The sequence below is a fragment of the Affinundibacterium danionis genome (assembly GCF_042432465.1).
Classification (GTDB): Bacteria; Pseudomonadota; Gammaproteobacteria; order Burkholderiales; family Burkholderiaceae_D; genus Undibacterium; species Undibacterium danionis.
The window spans coordinates 109,834-128,378 of the sequence record NZ_JBHLXJ010000002.1; the positions used below are offsets into that span (position 1 = coordinate 109,834).

An 18,545-nucleotide genomic window follows, 5' to 3' on the forward strand; every position below is an offset into this window, starting at 1 on the left:
ATTTATTGAATCATGCCATTATGGCGCAATAAGGCATCGATAGTCGGTTTCCTGCCGCGAAAAGCGACAAATGAGTCTAAGGCCGGGCGTGATCCACCCATCTCTAAAATTTCGGCTTGAAACAGTTGGCCAACTTTTCGAGATAAGCTCGTCCCTTCGATCTGTGCTGCTTCTTCAAACGCGCTGTAGGCATCCGCTGATAAAACTTCAGCCCATTTATAACTAAAATATCCTGCTGAATACCCGCCGGCGAAGATGTGGCTGAACGAATGTTGGAAACGGTTAAAAGCAGGAGGTTGCATGACACTCACTTCATCTCTGACCTGTTGCAATACTTGGGCGACGCTGAGACTGGCGGCGCTGGCGCTACCATCATGAAGACGCATATCAAATAAGGCGAACTCCACCTGACGCAGCGTTTGTAAGCCAGATTGGAAATTTTTTGCAGCGATCATTTTGTCGTACAAGCTGCGCGGTAAGTGGGCGCCGGTATCAACATGCGCGGTCATTTGTTGTAAGACATCCCATTCCCAGCAGAAATTTTCCATAAATTGAGACGGCAATTCCACCGCATCCCACTCGACGCCAGAGATTCCCGAAACCGAAATGTCATCGACCTTGGTCAGTAATTGATGCAATCCGTGCCCAAATTCATGGAATAGGGTAATCACTTCATCGTGGGTGAATGTTGCTGGTTTGGTGACGCCATCCACCACCACTGGGGCATTGAAGTTGCAGGTTAAATAAACCACGGGCGTCTGAATGCCGCTCGCTTTGCGGCAGCGTGCTCGGGCGTCGTCCATCCAAGCGCCGCCTTGTTTTGCAGCGCGCGCGTAGAGGTCAAGATAAAACTGTCCAACCAATTCACCATCGCGCTCGACACGATAAAACTTCACATCAGGATGCCACGTAGCGGCGCTATCGCTTTGGATATTCACGCCAAACAAAGTTTGAATCACATTGAATAAACCAGCGACGACTTTGTGCTCAGGGAAATATTGCTTTACTTCTTGCTCAGAAAACGCGTAACGTTGTTCGCGGAGTTTTTCTGAAGCAAAAGTGGTGTCCCACGCTTGCAAGTCGCTGATGCCAAATTGTTCTTGGGCAAATTGGCGTAGCTCCGTCAAATCTTTTTCGGCAAACGGTTTCGCTTTGTGTGCTAAATCGAGCAAGAAACTTTCGACTTGGGTGGCGCTCTCCGCCATTTTGGGTAAAAGCGAGACTTCTGCGAAATTTTGATAGCCAAGTAGTTCCGCTTCTTCTTGGCGTAGACTCAATAACTCATCGATGATTGCCGTGTTATCCCACTCAGGATGCCCGCCTAGTTCCGATGCCTTGGTCGCGTTTGCGCGATAAATCGTTTCGCGTAGCTGGCGGTTTTCAGCGTATTGCAAAAGTGGGAAATACGAAGGGAAATGCAGGCTGAATTGATAGCCCGTTTTGCCATCCTGTTCGGCGGCGTGTTGTGCCGCTTGTAAGACTTCTTCCGGCAATCCTTTGAGTTCGGCCACATCCGTGACGAGCAATTTGTAATCATTGGTCGCGTCCAACACGTTCTCAGAGAATTTGGTGGAGAGGGCGGCTAATTTTTCTTGCACTTCTGCGTAGCGTTTCTTTTTGTCGTCAGCTAATTCTGCGCCGCCGAGTTTAAAGTCACGCAAGGCATTGCTGATGATTTTTTTACGCGCGGCACTCAGCGTCGCGTAGGCAGCGCTCGCACTTAATGCTTTGTAGTGTTCGTATAAATGCAGATTTTGTCCAAGCTCAGTCCAAAATTCGGTGACCTTGGGTTGGTTTTCGTTATAGGCTGCACGTAGTTCTGGTGTATCGCGCACCGAATTGAGATGACTCACGATGCCCCAAGCACGGCTGAGCTTTTCGGTAACGGTTTCTAATGGCGTGACGAAATTGTCCCAATCAATGTTTGCTATTGGCGCTTCTAATTGCAATACCACAGTACGGCATTCTGCTAACAATAGATCAATCGCGGGACTGACATGCTCCGGCGAGATCGAATCAAAGCGTGGCAGATCGCTAAAGTCGAGTAGCGGATTGGTGGTCGTTGTTGATTGGGTCGTCATTTCACTCATCGTATTAAATTCTTTCTGCAGCTTCTATCGTATTAACTAATAACATCGTGATCGTCATTGGACCAACGCCGCCTGGTACTGGCGTAATGTAACTAGCGACTTCTTTGACATTCGCGTAATCCACATCGCCGCACAATTTGCCTTCATCGTCGCGATTCATGCCGACGTCGAGTACGACCGCACCCGGTTTCACCATGTCGGCAGTGACGATATTGCGCTTGCCTGTGGCGACCACGAGGATGTCGGCATTGCGTGTATGGGCGCCCAAATCACGTGTCTTGGAATTACATATGGTGACGGTTGCGCCTGCTTGCAAGAGCAACATGGCTTGCGGTTTTCCGACAATATTTGAAGCACCAACCACCACCGCATTCGCGCCACGTACTGGGTAGTTAATAGATTCCAGCATCTTCATCACGCCATACGGTGTGCATGGACGGAATAAAGGCTGACCTGTCATTAGCAAACCAGCATTGCTGATATGAAAACCGTCTACATCTTTTTCGGCAGCAATCGCTTCAATCACTTTGTTAGCATTGATGTGTGCGGGTAAAGGCAATTGCACCAGAATGCCATTGATCTTTGAATCATTATTGAGGCGATCGATGTGTGCCAAAAGGTCAATTTCGCTTAAGGATGCATCATATTTTTCAAGAACTGAGTAAAAGCCGCAGTCCTCGCATGCTTTGACTTTGTTGCGTACGTAGACTTGAGAGGCGGGATTGTCGCCAACCAAAATGACCGCGAGGCCTGGTTGTTTCCCTTTTGCAGTTAAGTTTGCTGCGCGTTTAGTCACGTCTTCGCGAATTTGCTGAGAAAGTTGGGTGCCACTGATGATTTGTGCTGTCATGGTATTTGTGCTCGAAAGGAGGCGGACACTTGAAAAAAATACGACAAGGTCGGCGGATGGCAAAAAATGGATCAAGCATCATTATAAAGGATGGCGACCAGGCGTATTAATAGTTGCTAACTTTCTTGATCAAACTGGGCGAAAAAAAGTTAAAAATTCTGATTTCAGCGGTGAATCTCCTGATCCTGATAGACGTGGCTTTTTTGTGACTTCGAAAGTGTTTCTCTTTATTACCAAAATTGTTGGTTTATCTATGAAATGTGTTTCGTAATTTGCCAAGCTTTCTGCTAATTTAGAAAATATATGAGTAGGTTTGGCTTCACAAATCATAGTAATTTACATAGAAGTTTGTATGTTGCATTGCATCACGAATCTCACAATATGAAATCACATATCGTAATTTGAAATTTGAGAAAAGTGCTGTTAGAATGTCCCCGATGCAAAAAATCGAGAGTCGTTTTCGTCTTGAAAAAGGCTTGAGAATTTTTCACATTTCGCACAAGCTTGCGTAAAACTAAACAGTGTAAAGGCGGTACTAGCTCTGCACGACGTGAGCAGTCGCCACCAGAACACATGACCTTTATCCATGAGGAGACCGTATGTCACAGATAGACCAAATTTTGGCGCAAGCCGTGAATGATCCCGACGTGATCGAAACCAATGAATGGCTTGATGCGCTTGAGTCTGTGATTGATACGGAAGGTCCGGATCGTGCACATTATTTGATGGAACGTATGATGGATTTGGCGCGTCGTCGTGGTGCAAATATCCCTTTCTCAAGCAACACCGCTTACGTTAATACGATTCCTGCCGATAAAGGTGCGCATTGCCCAGGTAATCTCGAAATCGAAGAGCGCCTGCGTTCTTACATGCGTTGGAATGCGATGGCGATGGTGGTGAAAGCAAATCGTCTTGATGGCGATCTAGGCGGCCATTTATCGAGTTTCGCTTCTTTGGCGAATATGTTGGGTATCGGCTTTAATCACTTCTGGCATGCACCGACCGCAGATCATGGTGGTGATTTGCTTTACATTCAAGGTCACTCTTCTCCAGGTATCTATGCTCGCGCTTTCCTCGAAGGCCGCTTGAGCGAAGATCAATTGTTACACTTCCGTCGTGAAGTCGATGGCAAAGGCCTGTCTTCTTACCCACATCCAAAATTGATGCCAGATTTCTGGCAATTCCCAACGGTCTCTATGGGTTTGGGCCCATTGATGGCGATCTATCAAGCACGCTTCTTGAAATACCTCCACGCACGTGGCATCGCTGATACGGAAAAACGTAAAGTCTGGGCATTCTGCGGCGACGGTGAAATGGATGAACCGGAATCCATGGGCGCGATCGGTATGGCGGGTCGTGAGAAGCTGAATAACCTCGTGATAGTGGTGAACTGTAACTTGCAACGTCTGGACGGTCCAGTACGCGGCAATGGCAAAATCATCCAAGAACTCGAATCTGACTTCCGTGGCGCAGGCTGGAACGTCGTTAAAGTGATTTGGGGTTCAGGTTGGGATGAATTGCTGGCGAAAGACAAAGAAGGTGCTTTGCGTAAGATCATGATGGAAACCGTGGACGGTGAATATCAGAACTACAAAGCGAAAGATGGCGCCTATGTTCGTTCACACTTCTTCGGCAAAGATCCACGTACTTTGGCGATGGTCGCCCATATGTCGGACGACGATATCTGGCGTTTGACACGCGGTGGTCACGATCCACACAAAATTTACGCAGCATTTAAGGTCGCACAAGAAAGTGTCGATCAACCGACGGTGATTTTGGCCAAGAGTATTAAAGGTTACGGCTTTGGCAAAGCGGGTGAAGCACGTAACACGGCACATAATACGAAGAAGCTCGATGACGAAACGATCAAATCCGTACGCGATCGCTTCCAATTGCCAATCGCCGATGAGAAGTTGCCTGAGATTCCATTCTACAAACCAGCTGACGACACACCTGAGATGAAGTACTTGCACGAACGTCGTGCAGCACTCGGTGGTTACCTGCCACAGCGTCGCCAACAAGCGGATGAACAATTAGTGGTGCCGCCATTGTCTGCATTCCAAGCCATGTTGGAACCAACGGCAGAAGGTCGTGAAATTTCAACGACAGCATCGTATGTACGCGTGTTGACGTCTTTGCTGCGTGATAGCAGTTTGGGCCAGCGTGTTGTACCTATCATGGTCGACGAATCGCGTACATTCGGTATGGAAGGCTTGTTCCGTCAAATCGGTATATTTAGCCAAGTTGGTCAGTTGTACGAACCTGTCGATAAAGATCAGGTCATGTACTACCGCGAAGATAAAGCTGGTCAGATTTTGCAAGAAGGGATTAATGAAGCCGGTGGTATGAGTTCGTGGATCGCTGCGGCGACTTCCTACTCGACCAATAATCGCGTGATGATTCCGTTCTACACGTATTACTCAATGTTCGGTCTGCAACGTATCGGCGATTTAGCCTGGGCCGCAGCAGATATGCGTGCACGTGGCTTCTTGATCGGTGGTACTGCAGGTCGTACGACACTGAACGGTGAAGGCTTGCAGCATGAAGATGGCCATAGCCATGTGATGGCATCGACGATTCCAAACTGCGTGCCTTACGATCCGACTTTTGCGCATGAAGTCGCAGTTATTATTCATGATGGTTTGCGTCGTATGGTCACTAACCAAGAAGACGTGTTCTACTACATCACGGTGATGAATGAGAACTACGCGCACCCAGGTTTGGTCGCAGGTCAAGAAGAAGGCATCATCAAAGGTTTGTATTCCTTCAAGAAATCCGAAGCACAAACTAAACATCGCGTGCAACTTTTGGGTTCAGGCACGATCTTGCGTGAAGTGATTGCCGCCGCTGATTTGTTGCAAAACGATTGGGGCATTGCAGCCGATATTTGGTCTGCACCATCCTTCACATTATTGGCGCGTGACGGTCAAGATGCAGAACGTTGGAATATGTTGCACCCAACCGAAACACCACGTGTCCCTTATATTGCTGAATGCTTGAAAGATACAGCCGGTCCTATCGTTGTATCTACTGACTACATGCGTGTCTATGCAGAACAGGTTCGCGCCTTTATTCCAAAAGATCGCAGCTACAAAGTTTTGGGTACGGATGGTTTTGGTCGTTCCGATAGCCGTGCCAAATTGCGTGAATTCTTTGAAGTGAATCGTTATTTCGTGACGATCGCAGCATTGAAAACTCTGGCAGACGAAGGCGCGATTTCTGCTTCTGTGGTAGCACAAGCGATTGAGAAATACGGTATTAATCCAAATAAACCAAATCCGGTGACTGTTTAATTATTGTTGATGCGATTTTAAAGAATAGCAAAGTAGGGTGCGCCGTGCGCACCAAACCGAGGTGCGCACGGCGCACCCTACCTGAAATAGTGGAGCAAACATTATGAGTACAGTAGAAGTCAAAGTGCCGGATATCGGTGATTTTAAAGAGGTTGAAGTCATTGAATTGATGGTTAAAGTGGGTGACACCATCAAAGTTGATCAATCCTTGATTACAGTTGAATCAGACAAAGCCAGTATGGAAATTCCATCCAGCCACGCTGGTGTTGTGAAAGAAGTGAAAGTTAAAGTCGGCGATAAAGTGGCGCTCGGTTCTTTGGTCGTGATCGTTGATGCCGATGGTGCGTCAGCAGCTCCTGCAGCATCTGCGGCTCCAGTTGCACCTTCTGCACCGGCGCCTGTGGCAGCGGCAGCACCTGCTCCTGTTGCAGCGAGTGTGGCCAGTGTGGCGACCGCGTCAGCAGGGAAAGCGCATGCTTCACCATCGATCCGCAAATTCGCACGTGAGCTTGGCGTTGATTTGAGTAAAGTTCCTGGTACAGCACCTAAAGGCCGTATCACGCAACAAGACGTGCAGAATTTTGTTAAAGGCGTGATTGCTGGTGCGGCCAATGCGCCCGTTGCCGCTACTGCTAATACCAATGGCAGCGGCGCGGGCTTAAATCTTTTGCCTTGGCCTTCGTTAGATTTCAGCAAGTTTGGCGGTACCGAATTATTGCCATTGTCACGTATCAAAAAACTCAGCGGTCCGAACTTGCATCGCAACTGGGTGATGATTCCTCACGTGACGCAATTTGATGAAGCCGATATCACAGGCTTGGAAGAATTCCGCAAATCATCCAATGATGCCTTGGCAAAATCGGGCGTGAAATTGACTATGTTGGCATTCGTGATCAAGGCCAGTGTTGCGGCTCTGAAAAAATTCAAAGCCTTCAATGCGTCTTTGGATGCAACCGGTGAAAACCTGATTTTGAAACAGTATTACAACATCGGTTTTGCGGCTGACACGCCAAATGGTTTGGTTGTGCCTGTGATCAAAAACGCCGATCAAAAGACTTTGTCACAAATCGCAACTGAAATGGGTGAATTGTCGGCGCAAGCACGTGACGGCAAACTGAAACCAGCCGATATGCAAGGTGCGACCTTCACGATTTCTTCGTTGGGCGGTATTGGTGGTACAGCGTTTACACCGATCATCAATGCACCTGAAGTAGCGATTTTAGGTTTGTCTAAATCTTCCATGAAGCCAGTATGGGATGGCAAACAATTTGTGCCACGTCTGATGTTGCCACTATCCTTGTCCTACGATCACCGCGTGATCGATGGCGCGATGGCCGCGAAATTCACTGCTTATTTGGCTGACGTACTTGCAGATTTGCGTAAGACGATGCTGTAAAAAAAAACGTAGGGTGGGCAGGGTTTTCTGCCCACGCGTAAGGTAATTATTGACTGACAGCGGTGGGCAAGTGCCCATCCTACGAAGAAAAAATTGGAGCAAAAAATATGAGCACAATTGAAGTCAAAGTCCCGGATATTGGTGATTTTAAAGAAGTCGAAATTATTGAAGTGATGGTTAAAGTTGGTGACACGATTAAAGTCGATCAATCACTGATTACCGTTGAGTCAGACAAAGCAAGTATGGAAATCCCGTCGAGTCAAGCGGGTGTCGTTAAAGAGCTGAAAGTGAAAGTAGGCGATAAGATTGCTGAAGGCAGTATTGTTCTGGTGGTGGAAGCTGTGGGTGCTGCTGCACCGGCACCATCCGCTGCGCCAGTTGCGGCAGCACCTGTGTCAGCTGGTACTTCAGCTCCGCCCCCAGTTGCTGCTGCCGCGGCTCCTACCGTTGCCCCCGTTTCTAGCGGCCCAATCGAAGTCAAAGTTCCCGATATCGGCGACTTTAAAGAAGTCGAAGTTATCGAAGTGATGGTGAAAGTTGGCGACACAGTCAAAGTTGATCAGTCTTTGGTGACAGTTGAATCAGATAAGGCGAGTATGGAAATTCCATCGAGCCATGCTGGCGTCGTTAAAGAAATTAAAGTTAAAGTCGGCGACAAAGTGGCTGAAGGCAGTTTGCTGATTATCGTCGAAGGTACCGCACCTGCTGCTGCGCCAGCCGCACAGGCAGTTGCGGTAGCGCCTGCGCCTGCCGTCGCTGCGCCATTGGCATCGAGTTATGCTGGTACAGTCGATATCGAATGCGACATGATGGTGTTGGGTGCGGGCCCCGGTGGATATTCCGCAGCATTCCGTTCTGCTGATCTCGGCATGAGCACGGTATTGGTCGAACGCTATTCGACTTTAGGCGGTGTATGCTTGAATGTCGGCTGTATTCCATCCAAAGCCTTGTTGCACGTAGCGGCCGTAATTGATGAAACCGCTGCGATGTCAGGTCATGGTGTGACTTTCGCCAAGCCGCAAATTGATCTCGATGCTTTGCGTGCGCACAAAGATGGTGTTATCAAACAAATGACCGGCGGCTTAGCGGGTATGGCTAAGGCGCGTAAAGTGAACGTAGTACAAGGCCTCGGTCAATTTGTTAGCCCACATCACATCGAAGTAACGGCGGCAGACGGTAGTAAGAAAGTCGTGCAATTCAAGCAGGCGATTATCGCGGCTGGCTCTTCTGTGGTGAAACTACCTTTCGTACCAGAAGATCCACGTATCGTTGACAGTACTGGCGCTTTGGAATTGCGCCAAATCCCGAAGCGTATGTTGGTCATCGGTGGCGGTATCATTGGTTTAGAAATGGCGACGGTGTACTCGACTTTGGGTGCTCGCATCGATGTCGTCGAGATGATGGACGGTTTGATGCAAGGTGCTGATCGCGATATGGTCAAGGTTTGGCAGAAACATAATCAGCATCGCTTTGATAATGTGATGACGAAGACGAAAACAGTTGGCGTCGAAGCGCTGCCAGAAGGCATCAAAGTCACGTTCGAAGCCGCTGAAGCAGGCGCAACCGCACCTGCACCACAAATCTATGATTTGGTCTTGGTGGCGGTCGGTCGTAGTCCGAATGGTAAGAAGATCGCTGCCGACAAGGCCGGTGTAGCAGTGACTGATCGTGGCTTCATCAATGTCGATAAACAAATGCGTACCAACGTACCACATATTTTCGCGATTGGTGATTTGGTTGGGCAACCGATGCTGGCGCACAAAGCGGTGCATGAAGCGCATGTGGCAGCGGAAGCGGCTGCTGGACACAAGGCTTACTTTGATGCGACCGTGATTCCATCCGTTGCTTACACCGATCCAGAAGTGGCATGGGTGGGTGTGACCGAAGATGAAGCTAAAGCAAAAGGCTTGGCAATCGAGAAAGGTGTCTTCCCTTGGGCGGCTTCGGGTCGTGCGGTTGCCAACGGTCGTGCGGAAGGTTTCACCAAATTGATTTTTGACGCCGAGACTAAACGTATCATTGGTGGCGGTATTGTCGGTACTCACGCTGGCGATATGATAGGTGAACTCGCCGTGGCAATTGAAATGGGTGCAGATGCGGTGGATATTGGTAAGACCATCCATCCGCATCCAACTTTAGGCGAGTCTATCGGCATGGCAGCTGAAGTTTACAAAGGTGTTTGTACGGATTTACCGCCGCAACGCAAGAAGTAATTTTTTCGTTTTTGTCTCTTTCAGAAAGTCCCTGCAAAATTGATTGCAGGGACTTTTTTTGATCTTTGTTGTAGCTGATTGATCACCCAACTCAGTACAAACTAAGTAGTTTAATCTTGAGACGCTAGTTAAAGAATAGTCCAATGCTCGGTTGCTGCATTAAAAAAGCCGCATTGTTGAAGTGCGAGTTCGAATCGACCGTTTTGTACTTGCGTTTGTAATTCTGGAAAAACTTTGTCTGCGATCATTTTCCCGTGTGCGCTGGTATCACAGGCGAAATGGCGAGAGCCGCGTAGCGCGATTCGCAGATTGGGTACGGGAACCAGTTGGCAGTCGTCCAATTCTATAGTCATATGATGGGCTGTACTAAACGGTGCAAGTAGCGCATCAACTTCACCGCTACTAACCATATAGACCATTTGACGCCAAGTTTTTACATCGAGGCAGTGCATGATGCCAAGTCGTTCCAAGGTATTCCAATCCGCACTCCAGTCACGATTGGAAACAAAGCGCAATTGCCGCAAGTCATTAAGAGTTTTGCAAGCAAGGGCATGTTGATTCTGTGGGTAGGTATAGATGCCTACTAAGGATTTTCCATCGGCGATTATCGCTTCAGATTGATAGATTTCTTCAGTATAGGTTCCTAAATCTGATTGCCAGCATGTGGTGGCGAGCGTCGTGATTGAGGAGGTGCGCAATTGCTCTAAACCGTTGGCATAGCTATCGATCGCGATGATTTTGTAGTTGGCTTCAGGTAAAGCGGTCTGTAAAGCACAGATGAAGAATGCGAATTCAACGACATCGCGACGGCTATGATGTCCAGAAAAGTCAGTGATGGAAGTGACGGCTCTCCCATCTAAAAATAACTGATAGTCTTTCACGACATCTTTAGGCGCACCAACTTTTATTACGCTCTGATCGAGATCGGGCGCAATCAGAGGTAAGACCATGCGTATGCTGGTACCTTCGCCTGGCACTGATTCGATATCAATTTTCCCACCAAATACTTGTGTCACTACGGTATGCGCTAGATGCATACCCAAACCACTTCCACCTTTCCCTAATTTAGTCGTGAAAAAGGGTTCAAACACGCGACGCAGCACGGTGGCGGGGATGCCGTTACCATTGTCACTGAAAATAATTTCTACTTTATCGTCATCGACTAACTTAGCGGTCAATAGCATATGCCCTTGTGGAATACCTTCAAACGCATGCAAGAGCGCATTATTGATTAGATTGATTAAAATCTGACTGAGTGGACCCGGATAGGCGTGCATCGTAATTGCGGCATCGACGTCACATTGAAAAATATGCTGGGTCTGCGCTATGCTAGGCAACATCGCCAGTCGGGTCTCATCGACCACATTGATTAGTGAAAACTCTCTTCTTTGTTCCGAGTGCTGGTCTGCCGACAATTGTTTAAAACTGCTAATCAAGGAGGCTGCGCGCTCCAGATTTTGCTGCAATATCGCAGTGCCTCGGTAAGATTCGGTGAGGAAATCTTGCAACGCTTTACGCGTGAATTTATTCTCACTGGCGAATTCTAGTTCTTTGATCTTGTCGGATAAGGTGCTGCTGACTAACAGCGCATTCCCTATCGGCGTATTTAACTCATGTGCGACGCCAGAGACTAAGGCACCGAGTGCTGCATTTTTTTCGTTTTGTACTAATTCGTGTCGCGTGCCTTCTAGGTTTTGTAGCGTTTCTATTAAATGTGAATTACTACTTGCCAAGGCACGGGTTCGTTCCTCTACCCGTATTTCTAAAATCTCGTTCGCATGCTTTAAGGCTTCTCTGAGTTTGTTTGATTCTAGTAAATCTAATTTTGATCTGCGCCATGCGAGTGTGAGATAGCTAAGGAAGGCAATGATCCAGATGAAAATGATTCCTAGCCTAAAGTTTTCCGCAGAAATCCATAAGCCTACAAATTCGACCGATTCTAAGGTAATACGGTGCGCGCCGGGTGTGACATTGCCAGCAGTCGTGAAGCTCAGTGCGATGACATTGTCCAGCTCTGGGCCAATATGATCGATGCTGGTGGGGTTTTCCTGCGTCCACCAAGAGGCCACCATAAATTGGCTGAGTTTAAAGTTGGCTATGCTTATCGCTTGATTGGGATCGTACACAATTTCATGCGGTTTTAAGCTGCTACCTAAACTCGCTTTGGAATAGGCTGGGTTGTAGTTGCGTAGGAACACACGGACTGGATGGCTGCCTTCTGGCCCATCACTACGGAGCTTTATGTTGAGAGAGTCAAACTGAGTTAAGTCTAAACCTTGAATCGCAGTATTGCTGCCCTTGTCCGACTCTGATCCTAGTAATTGATTTGAACTAGTAAGCCGATTTAAGCGAATTTCTATTTCGCAAAATGGCCATTGATAACCGGCATGGATATTGCAATCTAAATGTATGCCTTGATCATCTTTACGTAACTTGGCAATGCTGTGTCCACCTTCTGCTCTGTCATCAATTCCCGTGATGATGTAGTCAGACTGTGCATTAATTGTGATGCGGCGGGGCATCCAATTTTCATTGGCGTAGAGCGCCAATAAGGTGATAAATATCAAGCCTAGCATCAGCGTATTCGCTAGGCGGTCACTTGGTGAGGGGCTGGTCCGGGAATTCATCGTGGCTTTGAACTTCGGCTGGAGACAGAATTGATTCTACGCGTATTTTTTTGCTTTATTGAGGAGAACGCTATGTTTAGGATTTCTAATTAGTTGGACTGTTGTTGAATTAAGAAAAATACCGAAAAATGCTTGCTTTGCTCGATGAACACAGAGGATACTTTTACATATTTTATAAATATATTTAAATGCATTTAAATATGTTTGAATATGTTTAAATTTATTCGCCAATTTTTCATTTAACTACGCCGTAAAAACTACACTGTAAAACCAGTTGCTAACGGGACCTTAGACTTAGGTGACACATGAAAATAATCAGAGGTATTTGCTATACAGCTGTTCTATCTATTCTTCTGACAGCTTGTGATGTGCGTAGTGTTAATTTAAGTCAGTCCTTAAGTCAGTCTTTATTGGTAGTTTTTGCTTTGTTAGCGCTACTTTTCATTGCGATGTGGGTGAAGCGATTACGTCATATGCGTGAGAACGGGGAGGCATGGAATTGGCCTAAACCCGTGGAGATCGTGATCGGTGCCATCACTGATTTCTTTGATACTTTAGGGATAGGTTCATTCGCTCCGAGTACCGCCTTGTTCAGAATTTTTAAGTTAGTACCAGATGAATTGATACCCGGTACCTTAAATGTTGGACATACACTGGGCACCATCACGCAAGCACTGATTTTTATTCAAATTGTTCAAGTCGCACCTGAGACTTTATTGCCCATGATATTGGCGGCAGGTATAGGTGCGGTGATTGGCACCAAGATGGTAGGGCGCTTGCCCCGTTTTCAAATTCGTATTGGTATGGGCCTCGCTTTATTAATCGCTGCGACGATTATGTTTTTATCGATGCAGGGCGTTTTACCGGCAGGTCTCGATGCTTTATCTTTGAGTGGCTGGAAATGGTGGGTGGGGGTGATTGGAAATCTCTTACTCGGTGTATTAATGCCTTTAGGAATTGGTTTGTATGCGCCATGCATGATCTTGGTGAGCCTGCTAGGTATGAGTCCTTTGGCGGCATTTCCTATCATGATGGGCTCCTGTGCATTCTTGATGCCCATTAGTAGCATGGGATTTTTTCGGAATGGAAAATATCTGCCATCTGCTGCGCTTGGAATTGCGATTGGAGGTGTCCCTGCGGTTTTGCTGGCGGCTTACGTAGTGAAGTCTCTGCCTTTGGAATTTGTGCGTTGGATCGTGTTGGCCGTGGTCTTGATCGTGGCAATGACTTTGTTGAGAGCGGCCTGGAGTGAACGACAATGATCTTGCTTTATGGTTTTGTTTGGCTTGGTAGGTAAGCTTTAAAGTTTCGTTCGCTTTCATCACGCTCATGTAACCTTCATACAGCGCTTGAAGTATTGGGGTCATGCCCTGTCTCATACTCGGTGCCAGATGCGCATTACGTAGCAATACGTGATGCGTTTTTTTGTGGTCACTAATTTTGACTACACCTTACTTTATCTAAATACAGATTTAGGTCCATTGATATGGAGGTTTTTTTTCGGACGAAATGGCGGCGCTTGCTTGACTTTACGTTTATACTTCTTGGCTAAATTTGCTAGGTTTACCTGGCTAGCTTTAAGAATTCGTGCGATAGATAAATGAGTTTGTTCGGTCATTTCGTTCTGCTAGCTTCTACACTATTTTTTTAAATCTCTGAAGGAAATACAAAGATGAAACAGATGTATATCCCCGTCAATACTAGCTTAAGTTTTTTGTTGATTAGTCTTTTTGCGACGATCATGCCAGCGCAGGCGCAATCGGCTGCGAGTGCCAAGGCTAGCGCTGCTACTAGTACATCAACTAGTACACCAACTAGCACAGCAAAACCCTCTTTGACAGTGACAGCAACGCAAGTAGGTAGCGGGCAAATGGCGACTAAGCTAGTCGCGAATGGCAGTGTCGCGGCGTGGCAGGAAGCGACCATAGGATCGCAATCAAGCGGCTTGCGTATTACGGAGCTTATGGTGAATGTGGGCGACGTGGTGAAACGTGGTCAGGTATTAGCCAGCTTTGATAGTGAAGCCGTGCGCGCTGATTTGGCACAAGCTAAAGCGGCTTTGGCTGAAGCTGAAGCAACTGCGCTTGATTCGATTGCGAATGCGGATAGAGCGCGCGGTTTGCAAGCCAGTGGCGCGATTAGTAAACAACAAATAGGACAGTATTTGACGGCAGAGCAAACGGCGAAAGCCAGAGTTGCAGCGGCAAAAGCCAGTCTCGATGTACAGCAATTGCGTCTGAAATATACCCAAGTCGTCGCCCCGGATGCCGGCGTTATTTCCGCTCGAATGGCCACGGTCGGTGCGGTACTCGGTAATGGCGCTGAATTGTTTCGCATGATACGTCAAGGCCGTTTGGAATGGCGTGCTGAAGTGACTTCCGCTGATTTAAGTAAGTTAACCGCGGGTATGACAGCGACCGTAATGGCGCCGAATGGAGAACAAACGCAGGGCAAAGTGCGCATGGTGGCACCAACGGTGGACGTGACTAATCGTGCAGGCTTGGTGTATGTCGATCTGATTTTACCTAAAGATAAAACGGCGGCTGCGTTTAAGCCGGGTATGTTTGCGCGCGGAGAATTTTTATTAGGCAGCTCTCAGGCAATCACGATTCCACAGCAAGCAGTCGTGGTGCGTGATGGGTTTAGTTATGTGTTTAAACTGAATCCTGATCAACGCGTAACTCAGGTAAAAATTCAAACGGGGCGTCGTATGCAAGTTAATGGCAGCGAACAGATAGAAGTTCTCAGTGGCATCAATGCCGGCACTCAAATCGCAGCAAGTGGTGTAGGATTTTTGAATGATGGTGATCTGGTAAAGCTGGTTGCGCCGTCAGCGGCTGTTGGTGCAGCCCCCGCAGCCCCGGCTGCGAAGAAATAGGGGCGTACGATGAATTTTTCTACGCTTTCTATTAAAAATCCTATTCCTGCAATTATGCTGTTTGCCCTGCTGACCTTGGCGGGTATTTTGTCGTTCCGCAGTACCATCGTGCAGGATTTTCCTGATATTGAATTGCCTTTGGTGACGGTCAACGCTAGTTTGCCAGGCGCAGCGCCAGCACAATTAGAAACAGAAGTAGCTCGAAAAATCGAAGATGCTGTCGCTAGTTTGCAAGGCGTCAAAAATGTCTATACCAACGTGCTTGACGGTAATGTCAACATCACGGTGGAGTTCATACTGGAAAAAGTTTTATCGGATGCGGTGAATGAAGTACGTGATGCGGTTGCAACAGTGCGTGCCGATTTGCCCAGCGAGATGCGTGATCCTACGGTCACCAAAATGTCGACAGCCGGTCGTGTGATTTTGACTTACACCATTGAGGCCGCACCACCCAGCAAAGACTCATCTTCAGTCGTTGGTGACAATACCACGCCCGATGTGCAAGACCTGAGTTGGTTCGTGGACAATACGGTATCCAAACGTTTGCGCAGTGTGCCCGGTGTTGGCGCGGTGAAGCGTATGGGCGGCGTTAATCGCGAAATCCGTGTTGAGTTGGACGCTAACAAAATGTCGGCATTGAATGTCTCAGCGCTCGATGTCTCGCGTCGTTTAAAAATCGTACAAAAGGAAGCTCCAGGTGGTCGAGGCGATGTCAGCGGTGCCGAGCAAGCGGTGCGCACTATTGCAACGGTCAAGACCGCGGAAGAATTGGGAAGCATGGACATTCCACTTCCCGATGGGCGTCATATACGTTTAGATCAAGTAGCTAGTGTGACAGATACTGTAAGTGAACCTCGCTCGCGCGCGACGTTCAATGGCAAATCGGTGGTTGGATTTGAAATATTCCGTACCAAAGGCGCATCTGAAGTCGATGTGGCGACAGGTACACGTGCTGCCATAGAGGAACTAAAAAAAGCGTATCCAAAATACGTGTTTCAACATGCAATTGATAACGCGCAACCGGTAGAAGAAAACTTCAAAGGCTCTATGGAGTTGCTGTATGAGGGCGCATTGTTGGCTGTATTGGTAGTGTGGTGGTTTTTGCGCGACTGGCGTTCTACCATTGTGGCGGCTGCTGCCTTACCACTGTCTGTGATTCCAACTTTCCTCGGGCTTAAATATTTTGGCTACACGCTCAATACCGTGACCCTCTTATCTTTGGCCTTAGTCGTAGGCGTCTTAGTCGATGATGCGATTGTCGAGATTGAAAATATTGCGCGCCATTTACAAATGGGTAAAACGCCGATGGAGGCGGCGACCGAAGCCGCAGATGAAATTGGTATGGCGGTAATTGCGACTACCTTTGCTTTGGTTGCGGTGTTTTTGCCTACGGCGTTTATGGGCGGCGTGCCTGGACTGTTCTTTAAACAGTTTGGTTGGACCGCGGTGATTGCGATTTTAGCCTCTTTGGTGGTAGCGCGTTTATTAACACCGATGATGGCTGCGTATATTTTGAAAGCGCCCAAAAAAGATGCCACCGGAAATGTCCATGAAAAACCAGACAGTTGGATGATGCAGCGATATATGGCAACGATGCAATGGTGTTTGCGCCATCGTCTCGTTACCGTTATTTCTGCGGCAGTATTTTTTATCGCTTCGATTGCTTTGGTTGGCCTGTTACCGACGGGTTTTGTGCCTCCTTCAGACAGAGCGCAAACACAGGTCAATATTGAACTGCCACCCGGCAGCACTTTGTCCGAAACGAGTGATATTGCAGAACGCGCACGCTTAGCGATTATGACCGTGAAAGGAATTAGCAGCGTCTTTAGTTCTATCGGTGGTGGATCTAGCGGTGATGCATTTGCGCCAGGTGCGGCCGCTGAAGCGCGTCGTGCCGTACTAACGGTGAGCGCTGTACATCGCGATAAGCGCAAAGAATCGATGTCAGATTTAGATAATTTGATACGCACTAAAATGAGTGATATTGCAGGCGCCAAATTTTCTGTCGGTCCTTTAGATACAGGGGTGAAATTACAGCTCGTCTTGAAGAGCGAAGATGCGGTCAGCTTGTTAGAAACTGCACGTAAAGTTGAACGTGAATTACGTACTTTAAAAGGCATAGGTAATGTTAGTTCAAGTGCTTCTTTGGTGCGTCCTGAAATCATTGTTCGCCCTGATTCTGCCAAAGCGGCAGATCTTGGCGTTACCGCAGAGAGCATAGGCGAGACTGTGCGCGTCGCTACCGCTGGTGATTATGATATGGCGCTCTCCAAAATGAATCTGGCGCAGCGTCAGGTACCGATACGCGTCAAGTTGCCCGATTATGTGCGCGCCGATCTGGCTTCAATCGAACGTTTGACGGTGCCGGGTAAAAATGGTCCTGTAATGATTGGTAGTGTTGCGAGCGTGAGTATGGAATCTGGCCCTGCGCAAATCGACAGACTTAACCGCAGTCGTAATGTGACCTTGGATGTTGAGCTTGGTGGGCGACAATTAGGGGAAGTCAATGAGGAAGCGCGTGCTTTGCCGACTATGAAAAATTTACCACCGTCAGTCAGTATCGCGGAGTTAGGGGATGCGCAAGAAATGCAGGCCTTGTTTGCTAGTTTTGGTATCGCTATGTTGATCGGTGTCTTGTGTATTTACGGCGTGTTGGTTTTACTATTTAAAGACTTCTTACAACCTGCCACGATCTTGGCTGCTTTACCATTGAGTATTGGTGGTGCTTTCGTCGCACTATTAATTACTGGGCGGGCTTTATCTATGCCGTCCATGATAGGCTTGATTATGCTGATGGGTATTGTGACTAAGAATTCGATTTTGTTGGTTGATTACGCCATTATTGCGCGTAGCGCGGGCATGGACCGATTTGCTGCGTTAGTCGATGCTTGTCATAAACGTAGTCGCCCAATTATCATGACTACGATTGCAATGGGCGCTGGCATGATGCCATTAGCATTGGGCTGGGGCGCTGATCCTAGTTTCCGTTCACCTATGGCGATTGCCGTTATTGGCGGTTTGATTACCTCAACCTTGCTGAGTCTGTTGGTGGTGCCAGCGGTGTTTACTTATGTAGATGATTTCGAACATTGGATGAAACGCTTGTTCAAAAAATCCAAATAAATATCGCTAACTAAAAAATCTTTATCCATAAAAAAGGCTGGCAAATGTGAAGTCACATTTGCCAGCCTTTTTATT

The 18,545-nt window shown here is 47.7% G+C and carries 9 protein-coding genes; 6 read left to right on the forward strand and 3 right to left on the reverse strand.

What is annotated here, in order from left to right; translation table 11 throughout:
- Positions 1-2: 2 nt before the first annotated feature.
- Together ACFFJH_RS00535 and folD are read right to left on the reverse strand one after the other, a co-directional pair.
- Positions 3-2,081, reverse strand: a complete 2,079-nt coding sequence (locus ACFFJH_RS00535; protein ID WP_390209320.1) for a M3 family metallopeptidase — start codon at positions 2,079-2,081, stop codon at positions 3-5.
- A gap of 13 nt (positions 2,082-2,094) precedes the next feature.
- A complete protein-coding gene (folD, locus tag ACFFJH_RS00540; RefSeq protein ID WP_390209322.1) occupies positions 2,095-2,940 on the reverse strand; it encodes a bifunctional methylenetetrahydrofolate dehydrogenase/methenyltetrahydrofolate cyclohydrolase FolD in 846 nt (281 codons plus the stop codon).
- Between the two features lie 599 nt (positions 2,941-3,539).
- Here folD and aceE point away from each other — a divergent pair.
- The 3 genes from aceE (at position 3,540) to lpdA (ending at position 9,842) form a co-directional block, all read left to right on the forward strand.
- Positions 3,540-6,233 carry a pyruvate dehydrogenase (acetyl-transferring), homodimeric type gene (aceE, locus tag ACFFJH_RS00545; RefSeq protein WP_390209323.1) on the forward strand — a complete coding sequence of 898 codons (2,694 nt, stop codon included), beginning with the start codon at positions 3,540-3,542 and terminating at the stop codon, positions 6,231-6,233.
- A gap of 103 nt (positions 6,234-6,336) precedes the next feature.
- Positions 6,337-7,629, forward strand: coding sequence for a dihydrolipoyllysine-residue acetyltransferase (gene aceF, locus ACFFJH_RS00550; protein WP_390209324.1), 1,293 nt, complete (start codon positions 6,337-6,339; stop codon positions 7,627-7,629).
- A gap of 107 nt (positions 7,630-7,736) precedes the next feature.
- Complete coding sequence (gene lpdA, locus ACFFJH_RS00555; protein WP_390209326.1) at positions 7,737-9,842, forward strand: dihydrolipoyl dehydrogenase; 2,106 nt, start codon at positions 7,737-7,739, stop codon at positions 9,840-9,842.
- Between the two features lie 128 nt (positions 9,843-9,970).
- Here the strand turns inward: lpdA and ACFFJH_RS00560 are convergent, their stop codons facing one another.
- A complete protein-coding gene (locus tag ACFFJH_RS00560; protein WP_390209327.1) occupies positions 9,971-12,469 on the reverse strand; it encodes a sensor histidine kinase in 2,499 nt (832 codons plus the stop codon).
- Positions 12,470-12,774: 305 nt separating this feature from the next.
- Between ACFFJH_RS00560 and ACFFJH_RS00565 the strand changes: the two genes are divergently transcribed.
- The 3 genes from ACFFJH_RS00565 (at position 12,775) to ACFFJH_RS00575 (ending at position 18,470) form a co-directional block, all read left to right on the forward strand.
- A complete protein-coding gene (locus ACFFJH_RS00565; RefSeq protein ID WP_390209329.1) occupies positions 12,775-13,731 on the forward strand; it encodes a sulfite exporter TauE/SafE family protein in 957 nt (318 codons plus the stop codon).
- Between the two features lie 410 nt (positions 13,732-14,141).
- A complete protein-coding gene (locus ACFFJH_RS00570; protein ID WP_390209330.1) occupies positions 14,142-15,347 on the forward strand; it encodes an efflux RND transporter periplasmic adaptor subunit in 1,206 nt (401 codons plus the stop codon).
- A 9-nt stretch (positions 15,348-15,356) separates the two neighbouring features.
- Positions 15,357-18,470 carry an efflux RND transporter permease subunit gene (locus ACFFJH_RS00575; RefSeq protein WP_390209332.1) on the forward strand — a complete coding sequence of 1,038 codons (3,114 nt, stop codon included), beginning with the start codon at positions 15,357-15,359 and terminating at the stop codon, positions 18,468-18,470.
- The last annotated feature ends 75 nt before the right edge of the window (positions 18,471-18,545 follow it).

Coding starts and splice junctions, on each gene's coding strand:
- ACFFJH_RS00535 (WP_390209320.1), bottom strand. CDS start 2,081: ATGACGACCCAATCAACAACGACCACCAATCCGCTACTCGACTTTAGC.
- folD (WP_390209322.1), bottom strand. CDS start 2,940: ATGACAGCACAAATCATCAGTGGCACCCAACTTTCTCAGCAAATTCGC.
- aceE (WP_390209323.1), top strand. CDS start 3,540: ATGTCACAGATAGACCAAATTTTGGCGCAAGCCGTGAATGATCCCGAC.
- aceF (WP_390209324.1), top strand. CDS start 6,337: ATGAGTACAGTAGAAGTCAAAGTGCCGGATATCGGTGATTTTAAAGAG.
- lpdA (WP_390209326.1), top strand. CDS start 7,737: ATGAGCACAATTGAAGTCAAAGTCCCGGATATTGGTGATTTTAAAGAA.
- ACFFJH_RS00560 (WP_390209327.1), bottom strand. CDS start 12,469: ATGAATTCCCGGACCAGCCCCTCACCAAGTGACCGCCTAGCGAATACG.
- ACFFJH_RS00565 (WP_390209329.1), top strand. CDS start 12,775: ATGAAAATAATCAGAGGTATTTGCTATACAGCTGTTCTATCTATTCTT.
- ACFFJH_RS00570 (WP_390209330.1), top strand. CDS start 14,142: ATGAAACAGATGTATATCCCCGTCAATACTAGCTTAAGTTTTTTGTTG.
- ACFFJH_RS00575 (WP_390209332.1), top strand. CDS start 15,357: ATGAATTTTTCTACGCTTTCTATTAAAAATCCTATTCCTGCAATTATG.